Source organism: Kordiimonas sp. SCSIO 12610 (genome assembly GCF_024398015.1).
In the GTDB taxonomy this organism is placed as follows: Bacteria; Pseudomonadota; Alphaproteobacteria; order Sphingomonadales; family Kordiimonadaceae; genus CANLMI01.
Genome location: NZ_CP073747.1, coordinates 1,013,129 through 1,031,540, shown reverse-complemented (window position 1 = coordinate 1,031,540; position 18,412 = coordinate 1,013,129). Strand labels below are relative to the sequence as shown.

At 46.3% G+C, this 18,412-nt stretch carries 18 protein-coding genes; 6 read left to right on the top strand and 12 right to left on the bottom strand.

Features of this window, described 5'->3' with window-relative positions; genetic code table 11:
• Positions 1 to 81: 81 nt before the first annotated feature.
• The 4 genes from KFF44_RS04780 to KFF44_RS04765 all read right to left on the bottom strand — a co-directional run bounded on the left by KFF44_RS04780 (position 82) and on the right by KFF44_RS04765 (position 8,475).
• A complete protein-coding gene (locus KFF44_RS04780) occupies positions 82 to 1,905 on the bottom strand; it encodes a calcium-binding protein (RefSeq protein WP_255937758.1) in 1,824 nt (607 codons plus the stop codon).
• A 112-nt stretch (positions 1,906 to 2,017) separates the two neighbouring features.
• Positions 2,018 to 4,219 (bottom strand): hypothetical protein, encoded by a 2,202-nt coding sequence (locus KFF44_RS04775; protein WP_255937757.1) that lies wholly within the window; start codon positions 4,217 to 4,219, stop codon positions 2,018 to 2,020.
• 322 nt (positions 4,220 to 4,541) lie between these two features.
• Positions 4,542 to 6,215, bottom strand: coding sequence for a calcium-binding protein (locus KFF44_RS04770; RefSeq protein WP_255937756.1), 1,674 nt, complete (start codon positions 6,213 to 6,215; stop codon positions 4,542 to 4,544).
• Positions 6,216 to 7,131: 916 nt separating this feature from the next.
• The gene (locus KFF44_RS04765; RefSeq protein ID WP_255937754.1) at positions 7,132 to 8,475 is read right to left on the bottom strand and encodes a sensor histidine kinase KdpD; all 1,344 of its coding nucleotides are present in this window, start codon (positions 8,473 to 8,475) and stop codon (positions 7,132 to 7,134) included.
• 271 nt (positions 8,476 to 8,746) lie between these two features.
• Between KFF44_RS04765 and KFF44_RS04760 the strand changes: the two genes are divergently transcribed.
• Together KFF44_RS04760 and KFF44_RS04755 are read left to right on the top strand one after the other, a co-directional pair.
• Positions 8,747 to 9,397: a class I SAM-dependent methyltransferase gene (locus KFF44_RS04760; protein WP_255937752.1), complete on the top strand. Its 651-nt coding sequence runs from the start codon at positions 8,747 to 8,749 to the stop codon at positions 9,395 to 9,397.
• A gap of 88 nt (positions 9,398 to 9,485) precedes the next feature.
• Entirely contained in the window at positions 9,486 to 9,935 is a 450-nt protein-coding gene (locus tag KFF44_RS04755; protein WP_255937751.1) for a hypothetical protein, read from the top strand.
• 59 nt (positions 9,936 to 9,994) lie between these two features.
• On the opposite strand, the gene KFF44_RS04750 is transcribed toward KFF44_RS04755, so the two are convergent.
• From KFF44_RS04750 to KFF44_RS04740, 3 genes are all read right to left on the bottom strand, one after another.
• Positions 9,995 to 10,126 carry a hypothetical protein gene (locus KFF44_RS04750; protein ID WP_255937750.1) on the bottom strand — a complete coding sequence of 44 codons (132 nt, stop codon included), beginning with the start codon at positions 10,124 to 10,126 and terminating at the stop codon, positions 9,995 to 9,997.
• 502 nt (positions 10,127 to 10,628) lie between these two features.
• Complete coding sequence (locus tag KFF44_RS04745; protein ID WP_255937749.1) at positions 10,629 to 11,051, bottom strand: 3TM-type holin; 423 nt, start codon at positions 11,049 to 11,051, stop codon at positions 10,629 to 10,631.
• Positions 11,052 to 11,092: 41 nt separating this feature from the next.
• Positions 11,093 to 11,722 (bottom strand): D-Ala-D-Ala carboxypeptidase family metallohydrolase, encoded by a 630-nt coding sequence (locus KFF44_RS04740; RefSeq protein ID WP_255937748.1) that lies wholly within the window; start codon positions 11,720 to 11,722, stop codon positions 11,093 to 11,095.
• Positions 11,723 to 11,863: 141 nt separating this feature from the next.
• Between KFF44_RS04740 and KFF44_RS04735 the strand changes: the two genes are divergently transcribed.
• Positions 11,864 to 12,787, top strand: a complete 924-nt coding sequence (locus KFF44_RS04735; RefSeq protein WP_255937747.1) for a hypothetical protein — start codon at positions 11,864 to 11,866, stop codon at positions 12,785 to 12,787.
• Between the two features lie 91 nt (positions 12,788 to 12,878).
• Here KFF44_RS04735 and KFF44_RS04730 read toward each other — a convergent pair whose 3' ends face one another.
• The 4 genes from KFF44_RS04730 to KFF44_RS04715 form a co-directional block, all read right to left on the bottom strand.
• Positions 12,879 to 13,559, bottom strand: a complete 681-nt coding sequence (locus tag KFF44_RS04730; RefSeq protein WP_255937746.1) for a hypothetical protein — start codon at positions 13,557 to 13,559, stop codon at positions 12,879 to 12,881.
• 86 nt (positions 13,560 to 13,645) lie between these two features.
• Positions 13,646 to 15,235 (bottom strand): peptidoglycan-binding protein, encoded by a 1,590-nt coding sequence (locus tag KFF44_RS04725; protein WP_255937745.1) that lies wholly within the window; start codon positions 15,233 to 15,235, stop codon positions 13,646 to 13,648.
• A gap of 92 nt (positions 15,236 to 15,327) precedes the next feature.
• Positions 15,328 to 15,744: a hypothetical protein gene (locus tag KFF44_RS04720; protein WP_255937743.1), complete on the bottom strand. Its 417-nt coding sequence runs from the start codon at positions 15,742 to 15,744 to the stop codon at positions 15,328 to 15,330.
• A gap of 57 nt (positions 15,745 to 15,801) precedes the next feature.
• Positions 15,802 to 16,281: a hypothetical protein gene (locus tag KFF44_RS04715; protein ID WP_255937742.1), complete on the bottom strand. Its 480-nt coding sequence runs from the start codon at positions 16,279 to 16,281 to the stop codon at positions 15,802 to 15,804.
• Positions 16,282 to 16,379: 98 nt separating this feature from the next.
• Here KFF44_RS04715 and KFF44_RS04710 point away from each other — a divergent pair, with 98 nt between their 5' ends.
• The 3 genes from KFF44_RS04710 (at position 16,380) to KFF44_RS04700 (ending at position 17,888) form a co-directional block, all read left to right on the top strand.
• Entirely contained in the window at positions 16,380 to 17,087 is a 708-nt protein-coding gene (locus tag KFF44_RS04710) for a hypothetical protein (protein ID WP_255937741.1), read from the top strand.
• A gap of 15 nt (positions 17,088 to 17,102) precedes the next feature.
• Entirely contained in the window at positions 17,103 to 17,561 is a 459-nt protein-coding gene (locus KFF44_RS04705; RefSeq protein ID WP_255937740.1) for a hypothetical protein, read from the top strand.
• Between the two features lie 108 nt (positions 17,562 to 17,669).
• Positions 17,670 to 17,888, top strand: coding sequence for a hypothetical protein (locus tag KFF44_RS04700; RefSeq protein ID WP_255937739.1), 219 nt, complete (start codon positions 17,670 to 17,672; stop codon positions 17,886 to 17,888).
• 21 nt (positions 17,889 to 17,909) lie between these two features.
• Here KFF44_RS04700 and KFF44_RS04695 read toward each other — a convergent pair whose 3' ends face one another.
• Positions 17,910 to 18,386: a hypothetical protein gene (locus tag KFF44_RS04695; protein ID WP_255937738.1), complete on the bottom strand. Its 477-nt coding sequence runs from the start codon at positions 18,384 to 18,386 to the stop codon at positions 17,910 to 17,912.
• Positions 18,387 to 18,412: the final 26 nt, after the last annotated feature.

Here is an 18,412-nt window from a genome sequence, read left to right as displayed (position 1 = left end):
CTCGCCATGGCATAAGCCACAACTACACTATAAACGTGCATTCAGTTCTAAAGCGCAATCGTTAAGAAACCGTGATCAGACTTAGAAAATGATATTGATGCTGGCGAGGTCCGCGGTCGTTAGGCCCTCGAGGAAGATACTGTCGCCTGTGCCTGTGTCTATGAGTAACCCAGCAACACCACCCTGTGTGGTGTTGGATGCCGCCGCCTCCACGCTCGCGAGGTCGGTGAAATCGATTTCCGTACCATTCAGGTCAAGCGTATCCTCTGCCACGCTGAAATCAATGATGGTGTCATTGCCGTTCCCGTCAAAGAAGGCGAAGGTGTCAGCGCCGCCGTTACCGCTTAGTCGGTCATCATCGGCGCCGCCAAATATCGTATCGTCACCCAAATTCCCCCGAACCGTATCGTTGCCAGCGCCGTTAAAGAGCTCATCATCGCCGAAACCGCCATCGATATCATCGTTCCCTGCGCCAGAGAAAACGGTATCATTACCGTTACCAGCCGAGATCACATCGTTGCGGCCCGTGTCAGACGCATCGCCCTGCCCGCCGAAGAAGGTATCATTACCGTCGCCGCCCCGAAGCGTATCATCACCTGTGCCACCCCCTAGGATATCATTACCAGCAGCGCCCGCTATCCGGTCATTACCAGTGCCAGCAAAAATAGTATTTACCCCCGCGACCGAAATTACCTCTTCGCCAACGTCATATTGGCCATTGCCGTTCGCATCATCAAAGCCACCACCCAAAAGTGTATCATCACCTGAACCACCAAAGAGCGTATTGGCACCAGCAAGCGTAATCGCGCCAGCATCGATACCGTCAATAACGTTACTACCGCCGCCGATCACAAGGTCGTTGCCGCCGCCGCCGCCAAGCGTATCGTTCCCGGCACCGCCGATTACCGTATCCGCGCCAACATCACCGACACCCGCAAAGATCTGATCATCGCCATCACCGCCTGTTGCCAGATCGTCGCCAAGGCCGCTTGAAATAAAGTCATTACCGCCATTGCCGAGTATCTGATCATCGCCTTCACCGCCCCTAAGGGTATCGTTACCGCCTAATCCGTCGAGGGTGTCATTACCTTCAAGGCCATCAATTGTATCGTTTTCCAATTCAAAACCAAAAAGTTCATTTGCGCTTGAAGAGGCCGTTCTGACGGGAATACCAACATCCTGCAAAACAGCGATATTAAGTGAACTAATGCTTTCACGAACCCCGCGAACAGCAAAGGGCTGAAGGATATCACCGCCCGGTCCTGTCAGCGGATCATTCGGGTCATTTGGGTTTCCCAAATGGCTTGGATCATCAGGCGTTAAAGGCACATCACCGCCAAAAGACGCACGCGCATTCGCGCCAGTAAAAAACGGTATGTTGCCATCAAACCGGACCAGTTGGTCATAAACCGAAATCACATTATCCGGATCATCAAGATCGGCAGGCGTATCGATGAAACCCAGGAACCCCAGACCATGGCCAATTTCATGCAGTAGGATTGAAAATCCATCGTTTAAATTGGAAGGGAGATCATCAACCGTTGTAATGTCCGGGTCAAAATAAATATCATCCAGATTGGCGAGGTTAAAACTAAGCGTAATATCAGCCGTTGAAAATGGGTCCACCCCGGTCGCAAGTTCGGTGATTGTGGCAATCTGAAACAGGGGTTCACCGTCGTCTGTGGTGCCAATACGGCCAAAGGAACTCCCTGCTTCCGCGAGCGTGCCACCTTCTTCATCGATAAATCCGAAATCTATCGTCAACGTGACATCCGTTACAGGGTCGAGATAGCGTGCCCAAAATTCCCCAGCCTGAATGATCAGGCTTTCGATAAGATTGAGCAACTCGGTGGAAACACCACTTGTTGCAACGGTTGAGTTTCTTATAACCTGCCACGTAATCATATTTTCCCCCTACACTCGGAAAGCCAGCACGCTCTGTGCTGACTTTACAGTATGGTATATGACAAGGGTATGGCAAGTCCCTCAATAATCAGATTACTTAAAACCGGATTATTTAAAAGACGATATCTATGCTTGGAAGATCAGCAGTCGTTAGCCCCTGTAAGAATACGCTGTCTGTACCGCCAGTATCAATCAACAGCCCCGCAACGCCGCCCTGCGTCGCATTGCTGGCCGCTGCTTGTACGCTCGCGAGGTCAGTGAAATCGGTTATCGTACCATTCAAATCAAGCGTATCCTGCGCAAGGTTAAAATCAGTAATGGTATCGTTTTCGTTCCCTGCGAAGAAGGCAAACAGATCATTACCCGAACCGCCAGTGAAGAAATCATCACCAGCACCACCAAAGATTGAATCGTTACCAATCCCGCCGTCGACCGTATCCGAGCCGCTTCCGGAAAAGAGGGAGTCGTTCCCGCTACCGCCGATTACGCTGTCGTTACCACCCGATGCAAAGACCTGATCATTTCCACTACCGGCGTCAATAACATCATTAAGGCCTGTATCATCCACATCACCGCGACCACCAAACAACACATCATCGCCTGCACCCGCGTTAATGGTATCATCACCGGCCCCGCCGCCGAGTTCATCACCGCCTGCTGCACCAAAAATCAGATCATTACCGGTGCCTGCGTAAATCGTATTGGCCTCCAGGCTATTCACCACTGCTTCGCCCGTATCAAAAACGCCGTTATCAATCAGGTCATTGAAGGCACCACCAATAAGCGTGTCATTACCAGCACCGCCGAAAAGCGTATCCTGACCATCATCAGAAAGCGAATTTCCTACGACCGCTGGGGCGATTTGTTGGGAATTGCCATCGCTAAAGCCACCACCGACGATAAGGTCATTACCCGCACCGCCACCGATTGTATCATTTCCAGCACCGCCAATGAAAATATCATCACCGCCGTCACCTGCGCCCGCAAACACCTGATCCGCTCCAAATCCGGCGAGGACTGTATCATTACCGTCACCACCAGTGACAAAATCATTACCACCGAGGGCATTGATCAGATCATTACCCGTACCACCGCGCAGGGTTTCAGACCCGGCTGTGCCTGCAATATCCCCCGCTTCTTCTGGGGTTCCGCCAGATGCACTCGCGGACGCAAAGATGAAATCAGAGGCGTTAAGCTGACTAAGCACAGCCCCAACAATAAACACGCTGGAGCCAGCGCCTGTGTTGATCAAGACGCCAGAAGCGCCGTCTACGACTGTGCTTTGGGCCGCGGCAAGTACGCTATTCAGATCCTGCAACCCTGCATTCGTGCCGCGCAAATCAATAACGTCCGCGGCATCATAATCCGTGATCACGTCATTGCCGTCATTGCCATCAAGGACGAAAATATCAGCGCCTGTTCCACCAGAGAGCGTATCATCACCGCCGCCGCCGATGAGCGTATCACTACCACCGAGGCCCGAAAGGCTATCATCGCCGTTCAATCCTTCGAGTTCATCATTTTCACGGTCAAAACCAAAAAGCTCGTCAGCGGAAGAGGATGCCGTTCGAATAGGGATACCAACGTCTTGTAATATTGCGATATTCAAGGAACTGATCGACAGACGATTGCCGCGGGAAATACTGGCGGCAAGCACATCACCGTCACGGCCCGTAAGTTCATCCCCTGGACCATTTGGATTACCGAGGTGACTGTTGTTACCTTCCGTTAAAGGAACTGGTCCGCCAAAATTTGCGACTGCGTTCGGGCCATTAAAGAACGGAATATCGCCGTCAAACGTTACGAATTCATCAAAGGTAGAGAAAGTCTGGAAAACATTATTGGCATCTTGCGCTTCTTCCACAAACCCAAGAAAACCGAGAACGTGACCAAGCTCGTGCACAATAACGGTAAAGGCGTCAATTTGATTGAAAGGAACGCGGCCATCAACGGTAGGGTTTGGGTCTAAAAACAGACTGCTCAGATTATCAACATTGATACCAATGCGACCGTCTTCGCCTGACGTGCGATCAAATCCGGTCGCTATCTCATTTGCGGCTGCAGCCTGAAAAAGCGGATTCCCTGATGACGCATTACCAACGCGTACGAAACTGCCGCCACCTGTTGCGAGTGTATTTGAATCTTCAGAGAAGAAGCTTAGTTCAATTGTGATAGTTACGTCACCTGGTGGGTCAAAATACTGTGACCAGAAATTACCTGCCTGAATAATTAAATTCTCAATTGCATCAATGGTGCTTTGAGGAACGTTATTTTCTGCCGCTGTGCTGTTTAAACTGACTTCCCACGTAATCATTACTCTTTATCCGCCTGATAAGTCCGCCCCATCACATAACTAATATACCCACCCCACATGAACGTAAAATGTATGTCCATTTTTTATTCAAATTTTTTTATACTTTCGTTTATTCCACTCTTTCGCACCATTGCGGCAGGAAAAAGGCAAATAAACAGAAAGGTCAACGAAGCTAAAGATAGGCCAGCGAAGCTTTTGAACGATAATCCAAAAGAAAATCGGGGAAACAAAATAATTCACTGGTAAAATATTTAACTGATCTTGGAGACAAATTTATAACCAAACGGCGCGCTGAATTGTGTCAGCACGCCAATAGCATTAGCTAGAATATGATATTCAGCGCAGGAAGGTCATTCACTGTCAGTCCTTCAAGGAAAACACTGTCGCCGCCGCCCGTATCAATCAATAGTCCAGCCTGTCCGCCCTGAACGGCGTTTGAAGCCGCCGCTTGAACGCTGGAAAGATTGGTGAAATCAGTTGTTGTACCGTTCAGGTCGAGTATATCCTGGGCCAAACTAAAGTCCGTGATGGTGTCATCACCGTTGCCACCAAAGAAAGCAAACGTATCCGCGCCACTTCCACCCGTGAACTGGTCGTTACCACCACCGCCAAAAATCGTGTCATCACCAGCACCGCCAAGAACTGTGTCAACGCCGCCACCTGAGAATAATTCGTCATCACCGTCGCCGCCATCAACGCTGTCATTGCCGCCAGACGAGAAAACAGTATCATTGCCGTCACCGCCGTTGATCAAATCGTTTGTACCCGTATCAGCGCCGTCACCAGCGCCGCCGAAGAACACGTCGTTACCTGCGCCGCCAACAAGCGTATCATCACCAACGCCGCCGCCGATTTCGTCATTTCCAGCAGCACCAAATACCAGATCATCGCCAGTGCCAGCATAAAGCGTGTTGCCGCTCAGACCTGTTGTAATTTCTTCGCCTGTTTCAAATGCACCGTTAGCGTTCGCATCATTAACATTACCGCCAATGAGCGTGTCATTTCCGTCACCGCCAAAAAGTGTGTCAGAAGCATCAACCGCAAGGTCAGCGGACGCAAACGCACTCGAAATCAGGTTTGATGTACCACCAACAAGCAAGTCGTTTCCGGCACCACCGCCGATAACGTCGCTTCCAGCCTCACCAAAAAATCGATCATTGCCAATATCACCCGGCCCTGCAAAGATTTGATCCGCGCCGTCGCCGCCCAAGGCAATATCATCACCGAGGCCACCCGAGATAAAATCGTTGCCATCCGAGCTCGCGAGGAAATCATCGCCGTCACCGCCGCGTAGTGTCGAAAAACCGTCGTCACCCACGAGACTATCCGCGCCGTCATTACCATTTAAGGTATCCGCGGCAAAATTACCCTGTGAAATGAACGTATCGTTCCCGGATGTTCCGGTGAACGCATTGGTCGTGTTTGTTTCAAGGCGTGCAATATTTTGCTCGATAAAGGCGATGCTATCCTCAAGACCTTGCCCCGTGGCTGTGGCTGCCCCAGTAAAGCTGGCGAGCGCTTCCGCAGGGATGGCAAGGCTTGTCGCCACCTCATCCCAAGTCAGGTCACCATCAAAGCCAGGTAGGCTTGCAAAATCATCGATTAAATCTGTTACTGATAAGCTGCCGCCTGCAAACTCAAAGGTTTCAATCTGACCCCCCGTTGTCAGCCAGTTATAGAGGATGATTTGCGTGTTTCCATCATTGATAAACAAATGGGTACGATCAATAACCGTTATTGAGGTAGAAGGGTCATTGATATCAATTCCTGTTGCTTCCAAACGATCAGCCGCGCCGCCCGTTTCGATAACAATATTGATACCACCTGTAATGAGGTACGTATCATTGCCGGAGCCGCCGGCAAGAACCCGTATGCCCGCACCATTGCTGGTAATTGTATCATTACCGCCGCGCCCAAACACAACCGCGTTGCCACTACCCGCAAGCTGATCAGCGCCGCCTGAGCCAGTGATAGAGTTTAAATTTAAAAATGACATGCCTGAAATTCCATTTTACTATTTTAATACTGTGTTCAATTGCCCTGTATCCACCAAATCCGTTTCTGATTTCGGCCTATGGTTACGCAGCAACCGTTTCACCAACCCTGAATGTGTCAAAAGGTTAAAGTCCTTTTCTTGTGTGCCCGTTATAGGAAAAGAAAATTAATAGGCATATAAAGGTTCATTACAATTTTATCTATTTGCTGAAACGATACTCTCCTAAGAGCCCTGCGATAACCTGATGTTTGCCTGGTATATTTCAGCCTGACATTGTGCAAATCAGGGTCAAAATCAGTTCCATTTTGACGAATACGATTCTAACTAACCCGCTTAATTCCGGGAATTTCAGGCATATATCTGCAATAAATCGTCAGAAATATGGCAGGTACATCGTTTGCTCTAAATATTAAAATCAACAACACTTTGAGCGTTTCAATAAGCATAATCATAGGTTTTCTTTGAAAAACCCTAAGATGTGTTTTCAAAATAAATTCACACTGAATTCAGAAAGCGTGATCGCCGTCACAGAAATTGGAAAAAAACCAACATAGTATCGCCCTGCTCTCGGGCATTGGTCGCTATGGCTAGTAACTAAATGGTTGGGGGCAAACTTAAGTACCAGATGATTTTTAGAAAATCATTTTATTACGTACTTGCCGGAATTCTCTCTGGCAATCTCTGAATTTTAAATTTTGTCAGAAATGGCAAAGCTTGAAACTACAGATATACGATTCCTGGTGACTTACTCCTAATAGGGGGGGGCTCTGCATTTTCAGAGCCTCTTTTTTTTGTGGAAAGTTGAAGATCAATTGTGAAGAATACGCGTTGAGGTGATTTTGCTGGTATCAGGAAATATCTGAATTTACTGCCCTTTAAAATTCCGCGATACCTTCACCTTCATGATCTGGGCGCTTCAGACTATTCTTGCATTAGGCAGCGTTAACACAACGCGCGTACCCTCGCCCTTTTTGCTGTAAATATCAAACGAGCCTTCATGCAATTTCATAAAGATATCGACAAGATATAACCCAACACCAATACCTTCATTGTCATGGGAATAGGGGTCATTTTCATAGGCAAACGGTTGTTTAACGCGCCCCAGAACATCGGCCTCCATCCCCTCACCGTTATCTTCAACGATGAAACATGGCTGATCTGCCGCTCCGCCCTTTCGCTCAAACCACACCCGAATATTGCCGCCCGGACGCGCGGACTTCAAAGCGGTTGCAAACAGATTGCTAAAGACCTGCCCCATCATCCTAAAGTCACCAATCATCGACAGACCTTCGCTGACTTCGACGATATCCATGGTCACTTTGTGGGCATTTGCCTGGGCGCCGCATTCATCGATTGCCGCCTCGATAATATTACGCATATCAAGATTTTCTTCATTGATGCGAAGCTTGCCGGATTCTGCACGCGCAACATCCAGCAATTCATTGATAAGCCCCAGAAGGTGGGTTCCGCTTGCATGAATATCAGTGCCATATTCAATAAATTTACTTTTGTTGGCCGCCTCCATATCTGGATTTTTGAGCAGGTCAGAAAATCCGATAATCGCGTTTAAGGGGGTTCTAAGCTCGTGGCTCATATTAGCGATGAATTTGGATTTGGCGGAATTGGCCTGATCGGCTTCATGCTTTGCTCGGATTGCGATATCAGCAGCCGCTTTTAATTTCTGCTCTGAGCGCTTCAATGTTTCAAGCTGAGCGGCCTCTGCGGTCTTGCTTCTGATCAAGCTGCTTAGCAAACTAAAGGTCGCGACAATCACAACCTGACCCAAAAACAGATTCAACAACAGGATAAGACTGTATGTATCAAATGATCGATCGCTGAAAAGCGCACCAAGCATAAGGCTTATGATCGAAAGGATAAGAAACCTAAGCCCCCATCTGCGCCGTTCACGCCGGAAATCAGCGAACACCAGCATCAGATAATAGCCGGGTATCCATATGATATAAAAGACAAAATTATGATGCTCGTTGAAAGTAAAATCAAACTGACCTGCCAAAAGATAGGCCCCCGCCAGAAAGATAAAAGCCATACCAAGATAGCGATCCTTGATTTTCAATTTTGAAGCATAAGCGAGGAAAATAAAGAGGGTACCCAGACTAAGCGATGGCAAGGATATCAGTTCAACCGGGCTTAAATATCCAGCCCACAATCCACATACGAAGCAAATTGCTGTCGCAAGAAACAAACTGACTGCAATCACAGCCATATATTTCCTCGACACATTCACTCTGTTCACTGGCATGGTTCGCCCCAAAGCTAGATAATCACTATGCAACTATTGCTATAATTCCTTAAGGAGGTGTTAACGATTTCACGGATTCACCGAGAAACCAAGGCATTCACTGCCTTTTCGCGTGATTGTGTTGTCTTGTGTATGGCAGTTTGCAAGGGAAATCAGGCACAAACAGGCGAACAGGTTGATGGAATAACACTTACATATTCCGGTATTGCATATCCCGGCATAGTCCGATCAATCTTTTGAAACGTTATGAGTAAGGAATGCAGGCCTGGCGATGCAGATTTTCTGGAAAATTCCAATCATCAGCAAACTGGTTTACCGCGTGTGGAGGCTGGATGCAGCGCGCAAAATCAACTGGATCGCGCCGCACATAAAGGTGGGGGAGACGTTATTGGAGGTCGGGAGCGGCCCCGGAAGCGTGGTCGAACTACTCAGGGAACGCGGGCATAATGTAACGGCGCTCGATGTTCAGAACTCAGCCTTTAGCGAAGCGTTAGCACCCATTGTTTATGACGGCACAAGAATGCCATTTCAGGAAGGGAAATTTGACACGGCGCTTATCCTCACAACGCTGCATCACGCCCATGATCCTGATCAGGTCGTGCGTGAGGCCGCAAGGGTCGCAAAGCGCGTGATTATCATTGAGGATATTTATAAAAGCCCCATGCAGCGCGTGCTTACCAAAATCATGGATAGCATCACCAATATGGAATTTTTCGGCCATCCGCATAATAACCGCGATCATGATGGCTGGCAGGCATGTTTCACATCGCTGAATTTAAAGACCACACACATAAGCGAAAAACCAATCGCCGGCTATTTCCTGCAGGCCCTGTATGTGTTGGAAAAAAATACCGAAGTCATGATGCTCGTTATGGATAGTGGTGAAAAGGAAATACAGAGCAGGTCAATAGCAAGGCCTTGATTATACTGCCTCACTATACTGCCGTTGACGTTACAATCGGTCTATGGCACTGAAATACCTGTATGATACACATTCCACATGGGCTGAAATGCGTAAATATTTTGACATTGTAAAAGGCTATGGCCTGCCTGATGACGACTTTGCAATTTTTGGCAGTGGTCCCCTTATTGTGCGAGGCCTGATCGAAGGCTCGAACGATCTTGATATTATATGCCGCGGAAGCGCTTGGGATAGGGTTCAAAAGATCGGGACAACAGAATTTTTACCGGATTATAACGTCACAATCGTTTCCACCTGCAACGGCGATATTACATTTGGAACAGAATGGGGGATTGGGAACCCCGATATTGATACCCTGATCGATAGCGCAGAAATGATCGAGGGATTGCCTTTTGTGCATCTTAGTCATGTGATTGAATATAAACTTATCCGGTCGTCGAACAAAGATAAGCACCATATGGAATTGCTTGAAAAATCAGGTTATGGGGAACTCGTCCATTCTGCCAGGTCAAGGATATTACAAAACAGGCCGGCCTGACATTTGCCTGATATTTGCCTGATATTTAATAGGCCACTCTCAATCAATATTCATTGCCGTCATTTATTTCCTGATTTCTTATCTGCCCCAACGATCCCCTCGCGGGCGACGCCCTTGATTTTCTCGACCGTGCGCAACCCACCGAGGCCAAGCATGGACAACAGAACAGTGATCAATGTTTCACTTCTCAAAGGATGAAAATCTTACCTTTGCGCATCGTAATCTAAATACAATTGCCATGGGTTGCGTTGCTTGTTCCAAATATCCTCACCTTTTTTGCATCTTTTACTGACATATAGATACTTGCCCCAAACCCTTAAGATTAAAAAAGGCGCCATCAAAACCGTAAACAATAATAGGAACGTGCCTAATAAATCTTGCGAATTTGATACCGCATTTATTAGGCCTTCAGCTTCTGAATATTCATGAAATAGCCTTATGGCTGTCACTACTGAAAAGATCAATATAATCCCTTTTGTTCGCGGCCAATAAATATTCTTATAATCCAATATTTCAGTCCACAAATAGTAGTATGATTTTTTTAATATTATACTCATTTATATCGATCCAAAACACTTACTTTGTGCATGCAATGCAGCCTACCATAAATTTTAGCATCAATCGCGCCTCTGTGAAAGGTGGAGAGATGATCGAAATAGTAAGGTAAAAGTGAAATACAAAAATCGTCTTTGATCATTCACTCTTCCCCACTATCCCCTCGCGGGCGACGCCCTTGATTTTCTCAACCGTACGCAACCCACCAAGGCCAAGCATGGACAAAAGAACAGTGATCAATGTTTCAGTACCATTGAGGGCCGGTGGCTGTGGGGAGGCGGGGAAAAACGATAGCTGCACCCAAACCGCAATATCATAAAGGATAAAATGCCACGCGAGTGCAAAGCCGCAAACCCAGCCAATGAACGGACGCCACCCGGCAACAAAAATGCTTTTGTGCGCGGCCTCAACCTTATTAATTTCCATCTGGCCGAGGCCGGCCTTCAGAACCTCAATCTGAAGCGCGTGCTCGAACTCTGCCTTCTTGTTTTTGTCTGGGATCAAGCGTTCAAGCGGCGTTTTGATCACATCCAAAATCGTATCAAGTACGGGAATACCCATGAGTGTCTCCTGATTGGTTATACTGGCTTGTTTTGCGGAAATTATGCTGACGAAAGGACCATTTCTGGTGCCACAATGCCGCGCACTATTCGGCGTTTATTGCCCTGTTTCGCGGTCGTCAGCACCTCACCCCTATTTTCACCCATGCGGCGATGGGAAATATGGACCCACTGAGTCCATTCGGGAGTCCAATTAGGGGTCCACTTATAGCCCCCCTGACCTCTCTTTTGGCTGCCATTACGCCTGCCTTCATTATAGCGGTTTTCAAAGATCAATTGATCAAACGGAATGCTATCAAGCGCCGTCAGCGTTTCCGCGATTTCATGCATATCCGCGCCCTTCACGATAAAGTCCGCGGCCTCACCCAGCATGTGCTGGCTATGGCGCGCGCCGCCGATAATACGGTTAAGCGCAGACGATCGGTAGCCAGAGGTGATAAAAAGGGGCCGCCCGATAATCTGCCGCGCCGGCTCCAGCACGCTACCTGCAAGCGCCTTCATATTCTCCAGCTCATGCAATTCAGTGGGGTGATTATTGATGCCATGCTTGTTGGCCGTGTCAGAACGCGTGAATTCAGAAAGGGTAAAATGCGGGCTAAGCACACGCGCATCCGCCCACAGATCAGCGCCCGTTGAGCGCCGAGCAAAGCGCGTAAAACGAGGGAAATTCATGATGAATATCCTTATGATTTAATTGTTGGGAGTTTACGGCCAATCACTTATGTAATTTGACCTGCTAGACACCTATGACCGATCAACGTATAAGTGTGCATATATAAATTGGGGAACTTTATGAAAGTCTAGCGACTGTTATTGATAGCAATCATAACGATTGTATCTTTTAATCTTTTCTACACGTTAAAAACGGATTCAGGTTTATTTTCCGGTTCAACAGAAACGCAAGCCGATTTCAGTGAAATAAACGAAACATTTAAAACGATTGAAAAACTTGTTACCAGCTTATCAGAGGAACAATTATTACGCTATAAATTGGGATCAGGTTCTGATGAATACAAGCATATAACTGAAGATGACTTGTTGACCACACGCAAAAACGCAAACGCAAAGTTAAAGGAAACGATCACCAATATTGAAACAACATTGTCTGGTATCAAAGGTTATCCTGTTAGTCATGTGGCGACAGCTTTAAAGAAATACCAAACTGAACGACTACCAATCGATCAACCTCTAAACATTGATGAGAATATGGTCAGGCAACGAACAATCCTCAGCCAATATAATGAGGTCACAAAAAGTTTGACGGATTTACTGCATTACCTAGCCCATCAGCCTCTTACTCCCAAACAACGGGCCACTTTGTTACTCAAACTCAAGCTTAATGAAGTAGCAGTTACCACAACACAGTCACTTTCAGGTTTATTCTCTGAGCAATTGAATAAGAACATCCCTGAATTTTATACGATCGATACATTCGCTGATTTTCACAATCAGCATATCACCTACATTTCCGAAGCACGTCGCTATGGGACAATTTTAGATTTCAACACGGCACACTATCAAACACTAGATTTAGTAAGTGATGATATTAGTGATGTTGGCATAGAAATTAGGGATGAATTATTCTTTTTGCTGACGGAATCTATTGAAAGCGAGTCACCTTTAACACCTGACGAAACAGAAGAAACCATATCGAGGGTTCGTTCATATGCAGAACGATTGTTTAATTATGCTGTTCTTAGGGTGCCAGATTACATCTCTGAACTGAACCTGAACTGAACTAGAAGGTAGATTTAATGCGCTGTAATTCATCTTTCGAGAATTGAAAATCAGAAACCTTGTCAATTTACGGAATATACTATTCCTTAAACTATTTATAAATCCCGCCCTGCTCGCTCATGTTTTCAACCTTTTTGACGGCATTAATGTGAAAAACCAGCTTATCCTTATTCAAGGGCGAATATTTCAGCCAGATCAGTGAACTTGTTTTCATCGTATCGGATGTATGCTGTTTGCCGATTAATTTATACTCGCCTTTTACAAAGCCAGGGCCATATACAGAGTGCATTTCATCGGCGTCTATGCTGCTCGTCATGGCAAGCTGGTCAGCACATTGATCAAGTACAGTTGAAATACGCAGAAACTTCTCATCCGCGTCCTCCCGGCTTTTTGCCTTCTCCAAAGTACATTCCAGGAATTCCTGATGCTCCCCACTTCGATCATGAAGTAGGGCCAAACGACGACATTGCAACCAGCCTGTATAATTAGGCTTCGTATAAGTAAAATAAGTCCTCAAATAGTCTTTTTCTTGCCAATCCGGTTCAGATGTTAATTCATCAGGGCTTTTGTAGACCGTCTGAAACCTGCGGGGCGTGTCTTCCGGTTCACGGAGAACCAGATCTACATTAAAGGGGCCGCTTATTTCCTGTTTGGCTAAATCATTTTCAACTTCCAGAACCATTTCATTCAAAATTGAACAGGTCATTTCAGGGCTTTCACCACAACCAGCCATAATCGAAACTACCAAACATAAAATGATTTTTTTCGGCATATATCCCCCAGAGTTTTAGCATAAAAAACTTACATCACTCTCTCATAGCGCACCAAAGGTAGTCAACATGCATTCTATAAGCGAATTTATGATGTTTCATCTTTCAAAGCTGGCTTGATATGTTCACGGTAAAATGCACGCGTTATTGACCCGACTTCAATGCGCATCTTCTTCGAAAACTCTTCAATAATATAGGTAATCGCCATATCGATGAAAAAACTGGCAAGAGCCGTAATAATCACCTGTTGTCCGCTCGTGAAGCGTTTATTAAGGCGCAAATTCAAGCGTTTCACAACAATTGCTGATGAAACAATTCCCGGAACTTTTCCTAAAAAGAATTCTGCTATATTTTTAATAATTGCCTCATCCGCAGGAATACCCTTGGAGATATCAACTTGAACCTTCGCCCCTAACGTTATAATCGCAACAGTGTTTTGGGTAAGTTTCAGTAATATTTTTGAGGAACCACTCTCTACATCTTCCAGTAAAAATGCTGCTAATTCGTCACCATTTTTTGTGGCACGTTGGAAAGCATCATATATATCAGCGCTCAATTTACCTTTACTAATAAGTGAATTTATTGCGCCTAACTGGTCTGCAAGCAATGCATAGGTTTCTGTTGTCATTGCGCGGGCAATTTCACCCGCGAGAGGGGATAAATTCAGGGCAAATATGTTATTTTTGCGTTTTAAATATTGATATATTTCATCGTAATTAGATTTATTAAACAGAAACTCTTTGAACCAGACTTTAGACAAATCATCTGTATAGTCCGCATGCTCACGGTAAAGCTTTATCACCGTTCCGTATACATACGCAGTTTCATAATTACGCAGAAGTGGGTCACTTGACTGTTTCTTCAGTAGAACCCTACGATGCAGAGTGAAATCGAGATCAACATTGCCTCCTTCTGCATTCAATTCCAATAAGCCGTTTTTCACACCAGTAACATATAGTGGCCCTGCCATGTAATTACTGATACGGGATTTCAGCCTCAGAACCTTGTCAATTTTGCCATCCTGAACCCATACGTCATTTACCGAAACCTTGCTGCTTATAACTTTCTTTTGAAAGTCCAACAGTGAAAATTGACGTTGTATAGTTGGAACACTCAAATTTCCCCCCAGTAATTTGAGGATACGGTTAGGCTCTGATTTCAATGATAATCGAAAACTGCCAGGATGAATGATTTTTCGGGACTTAAAGTCTAGTTTAAGTAATACCTTGGCTTCCTTTAAAACGCTCGTCATTAAAGCTGTCAGGGCCTTTTCGTAACGTGGCAACAAATATGCCGCTGCTCTGATCCTTGCTATCTCTTTTGCTAAATCAGCCTCGAGCTTTTGTTGGTTAAAATCATAGAAAACCACAGAGCCATCAGCAACAGCAATTGGTGTAATATTCTTCCAGGCGGCAGGAAATTTCCGATATAATTTCGTAGCTGTCTGACTAGCTTTGTCTATAACGCCCGCTTTCGATTTTAATGTAACTAACCCATTGTCAAATTGAAACCGAACAATAGCTTGATGTAACAAGTCACTGTAGTTTCCATCAATTGCCCCTGAGTAATAAGCCCCTTGCCCCGCAGTTCGGTGTAGTCGAAGCGCCAACTGAATTACCGCAACATCATGCGGCCTGTTCTGGCTGCCAATGCCAACCGATTGTTGGATTTTCAACATATAATTTTTCCCAATTATAGAAGTGAAAGGCTGAATTTCTGGAGATATGCCTCCTTAATTCGTTCTTTAATTTACCCGTTTTGCTTAGCGCCTTAATTCGCGCGGATTTCCTTGCGCATATCATCGACCTTTTTATCGATTGCCTTCAGGGTTTGTTTGATCTCACCAAGGCTTTGTTCGCTCATGCGTTGCTGCGCTTCCAAGACCGCGAGGCGGGCCATTTCCGCACCTTCGTCTTTTTGCGCCACCTCAAGTTTGTTGATGCGCCCCTCAGCGCGGGCGAGGCCATCACGCAGCGCCTCCGTATCGCTCTTGAGCGTAAAATAAGCCCCAACCGCCGCGATAAAGAGCGCAAGCACTTTCAGAAGGTCAATCTGCTTATTCACCGTCCAGCTCCCATTCGGGCCATTTGGGCTGGGGCCATTGGCATTCTGGCCATTGGTATTTTGACCAGTGTTATGATTTGGAGTATTATTGTGGGAAATTGGGTGGTTGGAACCATTGGGCATTGGAAACACTCTTAACGACTAGAGATTATGACGACTGGGGATTATAAAGACTGGGGATTATGATTTTCGGATAGTTTTGCCGGTGTTACGATCGATACCATTTCCGGTTTTGGGATCAATTTTTGGGTCAATTCTTTGGCCAAAGAACAAGCCTTCATCCCGCTCCATTGCAAGGTCCGTGTGGCCGCGGTCGATTTTGTCCAGGCCCCAGGCAATCCAGCCGCACCAAAGACTAAGGTTTTTGTTTTTCCCAAACACGCTCGATAGCGTCTCGTCAGGAAAACCGAATTTCGCAATCAGCGAACGATTGGTGTGCCTGATTTTCGCTTCCAATAGCAGCATAAAATTAAGAGCGGGGCCAACGATCACATTCACCCCCTGATCAATCCAGATCAGGGCACGGAAAATATATCCGCACCAAACCTGATGAAATAAAAACGCCTTCACGCGCCGCCAAGCGCGTTTGAGAAAAGCTATGCTGAAGACAGAGCGCACGCGCATACGCGCCCGCGCCCAAAGGGACGGAGAGTTAGACATAAATGCCTCCTGAAATTTAAGATATTGAAATAAGAAAATTTATTTGCCTATGATCAGGCTATGGTTTGTCCAAAATGAATTTTGAGGGAGCACCCAAAATGGAGACACCACCAAAACAGCCTGAAGCACCTGAACAGACACCTAAGCAGACACCTGAACAGACGTCTGATCTATCACCTGATCAAGGCCCTGAAACGGTATCCGACGCAGACACTGGCATAGTATCTGATAAGTTATCTGGCAAATTATCCGGCAATTTATCCGGCGCCTCTACACAGAATGAACGAAAAATCACCCTCTCGGATATGGGGTCATTGCTCGCGGTTATCCTGTCGATTGTTGCGACCTATGTTTCTGTCATCGAGGTCAGTACTGCCCGCGATGTCGCAAAAGTAGAGGCATGGCCCTATATCGCGGTCAAGCAGCGCTATAATGCCAATGGCTTCAGCTATTTTGTTGAGAACAAGGGCATTGGCCCGGCCCTCATTGAAATGGGGGTCTTAACCTATCAAGGCCAGAAGGTGACGGATCTCGATCAATTGATCCTTGATATCCTTGGGCCCGAAGATGCCTTCAGTTATGAGCGGTATCTTGCGAGCAATATTGACGAAACCGTCATTAGCCCGGATGAAGAAATCACGCTGTTCTCCGTTGACTGGGACGCCGCCAGCAGGCGTCTTGTCGATACGCTAAGCGGTAAGGTCGATATTAAGGTATGCTACTGTTCGGTTTATGGCGATTGCTGGCAAACGAGCCTACTGGGCTCCAAACCCGTTGAAGTGGATATGTGTTTGGCTGAGCAATAATAGGAGTTAGGGCTGATGGCTGTGTGGCAATTTACAATACAGTTGCTTCCAAAGTCCTGGGCGAAAGACAATAAATTTAATCCTGCCTCCCTCTACACCGCAGAGGGGTATCATGACGTCGAGTATGCTTGGAATGATTATCAACTCAGAGAAGGCTTTCGCGATTTACTCAGTCAAATATTGCCCGAAACCAGATCACGGCATAAGAATTTATTAGTTTGGGGTAATGATAATGAGCATGATATTCAGGTAGGTATTGAGCAAGGCAAAGCAAAATATATTTGCATACGATTAGACCTGCGTCAGGACTTACGCCTGATTATACCAAAGATTATAGAAATCACTCAAACCATCGAATGTTGTTTCTTCTTCCCAGAGCAAGAGAAGATCACACCACCGGAAGTAAAAGAACTAATCGCAGCCATAAAGACATCTAGGGCATTTAAATATGCGGATGATCCAATTGGTCTATAAATCCATTTTCCAAAAACATTCCATGTAATTTCACGGTATATATAACAATTTACGCTAATCAGCCTACATGATACACTAGCACCACAAATCATAAAGAAAGGACATATCATGCCTCAACGGAAGGGGCGGGTGAAGGGATCAAAGATCAAGATCACTGGTACTGCACCCAAAGCCCGAAATCCGGTCGCGAAAGCGCTCGGTAACCCGCTTTTTAAAGCGCGAAAAATCGAAAATAAAAAATACAAAGCCATCAATCGCCGTAAAGCAAAGCATAACGCCAAACTTTACGGCGATTATCATTTCAAGCCTTATAATCTCGCTCTATAATACTTCAGAAAATCAGGCCCATCACACCCCGATTAGCGCGAGAATATTCGCTTTCTCGGATAATCTTGCCCAAACACGCGCGGCTTTTGCAACCTCACTGCGCGCGGCCTTATCCCACTCGCTCATCACCTCTGCGACCGCTGCGTTCGCGGCCATATCAATGGGGCCATGATCGATCACCGTGCCATCATCGTTGCCGCCATAAAGGCGATTATCAAAGCGCGCCAAGTCCCCCATAGTCAAACTGGTTGGCGTCGACGTTTCATCATTCACTGAAACGAGATCGGTTTCCGTCAGCGCAACAGAAAGAACCATCTCACCAAGTGCGGTATCATAAATCGATGCGCCCAAATTATCGCACACTTCGGTTTTCAACAGAAAGGCAAGGCTGCCAACGGCTGCGCTTCCAAATTCGGAAACATGGACCTTAAAAAAAGCCCCGTCCTTTTCATACACGCGGTAAGCGGGATCAAGCCCCGCGATCTCAATAATATTCATGATGATTCCTGAAAACTATAAAGGTT

Coding starts and splice junctions, on each gene's coding strand:
- KFF44_RS04760 (WP_255937752.1), top strand. CDS start 8,747: ATGCAGATTTTCTGGAAAATTCCAATCATCAGCAAACTGGTTTACCGC.
- KFF44_RS04770 (WP_255937756.1), bottom strand. CDS start 6,215: ATGTCATTTTTAAATTTAAACTCTATCACTGGCTCAGGCGGCGCTGAT.
- KFF44_RS04730 (WP_255937746.1), bottom strand. CDS start 13,559: ATGCCGAAAAAAATCATTTTATGTTTGGTAGTTTCGATTATGGCTGGT.
- KFF44_RS04780 (WP_255937758.1), bottom strand. CDS start 1,905: ATGATTACGTGGCAGGTTATAAGAAACTCAACCGTTGCAACAAGTGGT.
- KFF44_RS04725 (WP_255937745.1), bottom strand. CDS start 15,235: ATGTTGAAAATCCAACAATCGGTTGGCATTGGCAGCCAGAACAGGCCG.
- KFF44_RS04745 (WP_255937749.1), bottom strand. CDS start 11,051: ATGGGTATTCCCGTACTTGATACGATTTTGGATGTGATCAAAACGCCG.
- KFF44_RS04720 (WP_255937743.1), bottom strand. CDS start 15,744: ATGCCCAATGGTTCCAACCACCCAATTTCCCACAATAATACTCCAAAT.
- KFF44_RS04700 (WP_255937739.1), top strand. CDS start 17,670: ATGCCTCAACGGAAGGGGCGGGTGAAGGGATCAAAGATCAAGATCACT.
- KFF44_RS04695 (WP_255937738.1), bottom strand. CDS start 18,386: ATGAATATTATTGAGATCGCGGGGCTTGATCCCGCTTACCGCGTGTAT.
- KFF44_RS04715 (WP_255937742.1), bottom strand. CDS start 16,281: ATGTCTAACTCTCCGTCCCTTTGGGCGCGGGCGCGTATGCGCGTGCGC.
- KFF44_RS04765 (WP_255937754.1), bottom strand. CDS start 8,475: ATGCCAGTGAACAGAGTGAATGTGTCGAGGAAATATATGGCTGTGATT.
- KFF44_RS04775 (WP_255937757.1), bottom strand. CDS start 4,219: ATGATTACGTGGGAAGTCAGTTTAAACAGCACAGCGGCAGAAAATAAC.
- KFF44_RS04755 (WP_255937751.1), top strand. CDS start 9,486: ATGCGTAAATATTTTGACATTGTAAAAGGCTATGGCCTGCCTGATGAC.
- KFF44_RS04705 (WP_255937740.1), top strand. CDS start 17,103: ATGGCTGTGTGGCAATTTACAATACAGTTGCTTCCAAAGTCCTGGGCG.
- KFF44_RS04740 (WP_255937748.1), bottom strand. CDS start 11,722: ATGAATTTCCCTCGTTTTACGCGCTTTGCTCGGCGCTCAACGGGCGCT.
- KFF44_RS04710 (WP_255937741.1), top strand. CDS start 16,380: ATGGAGACACCACCAAAACAGCCTGAAGCACCTGAACAGACACCTAAG.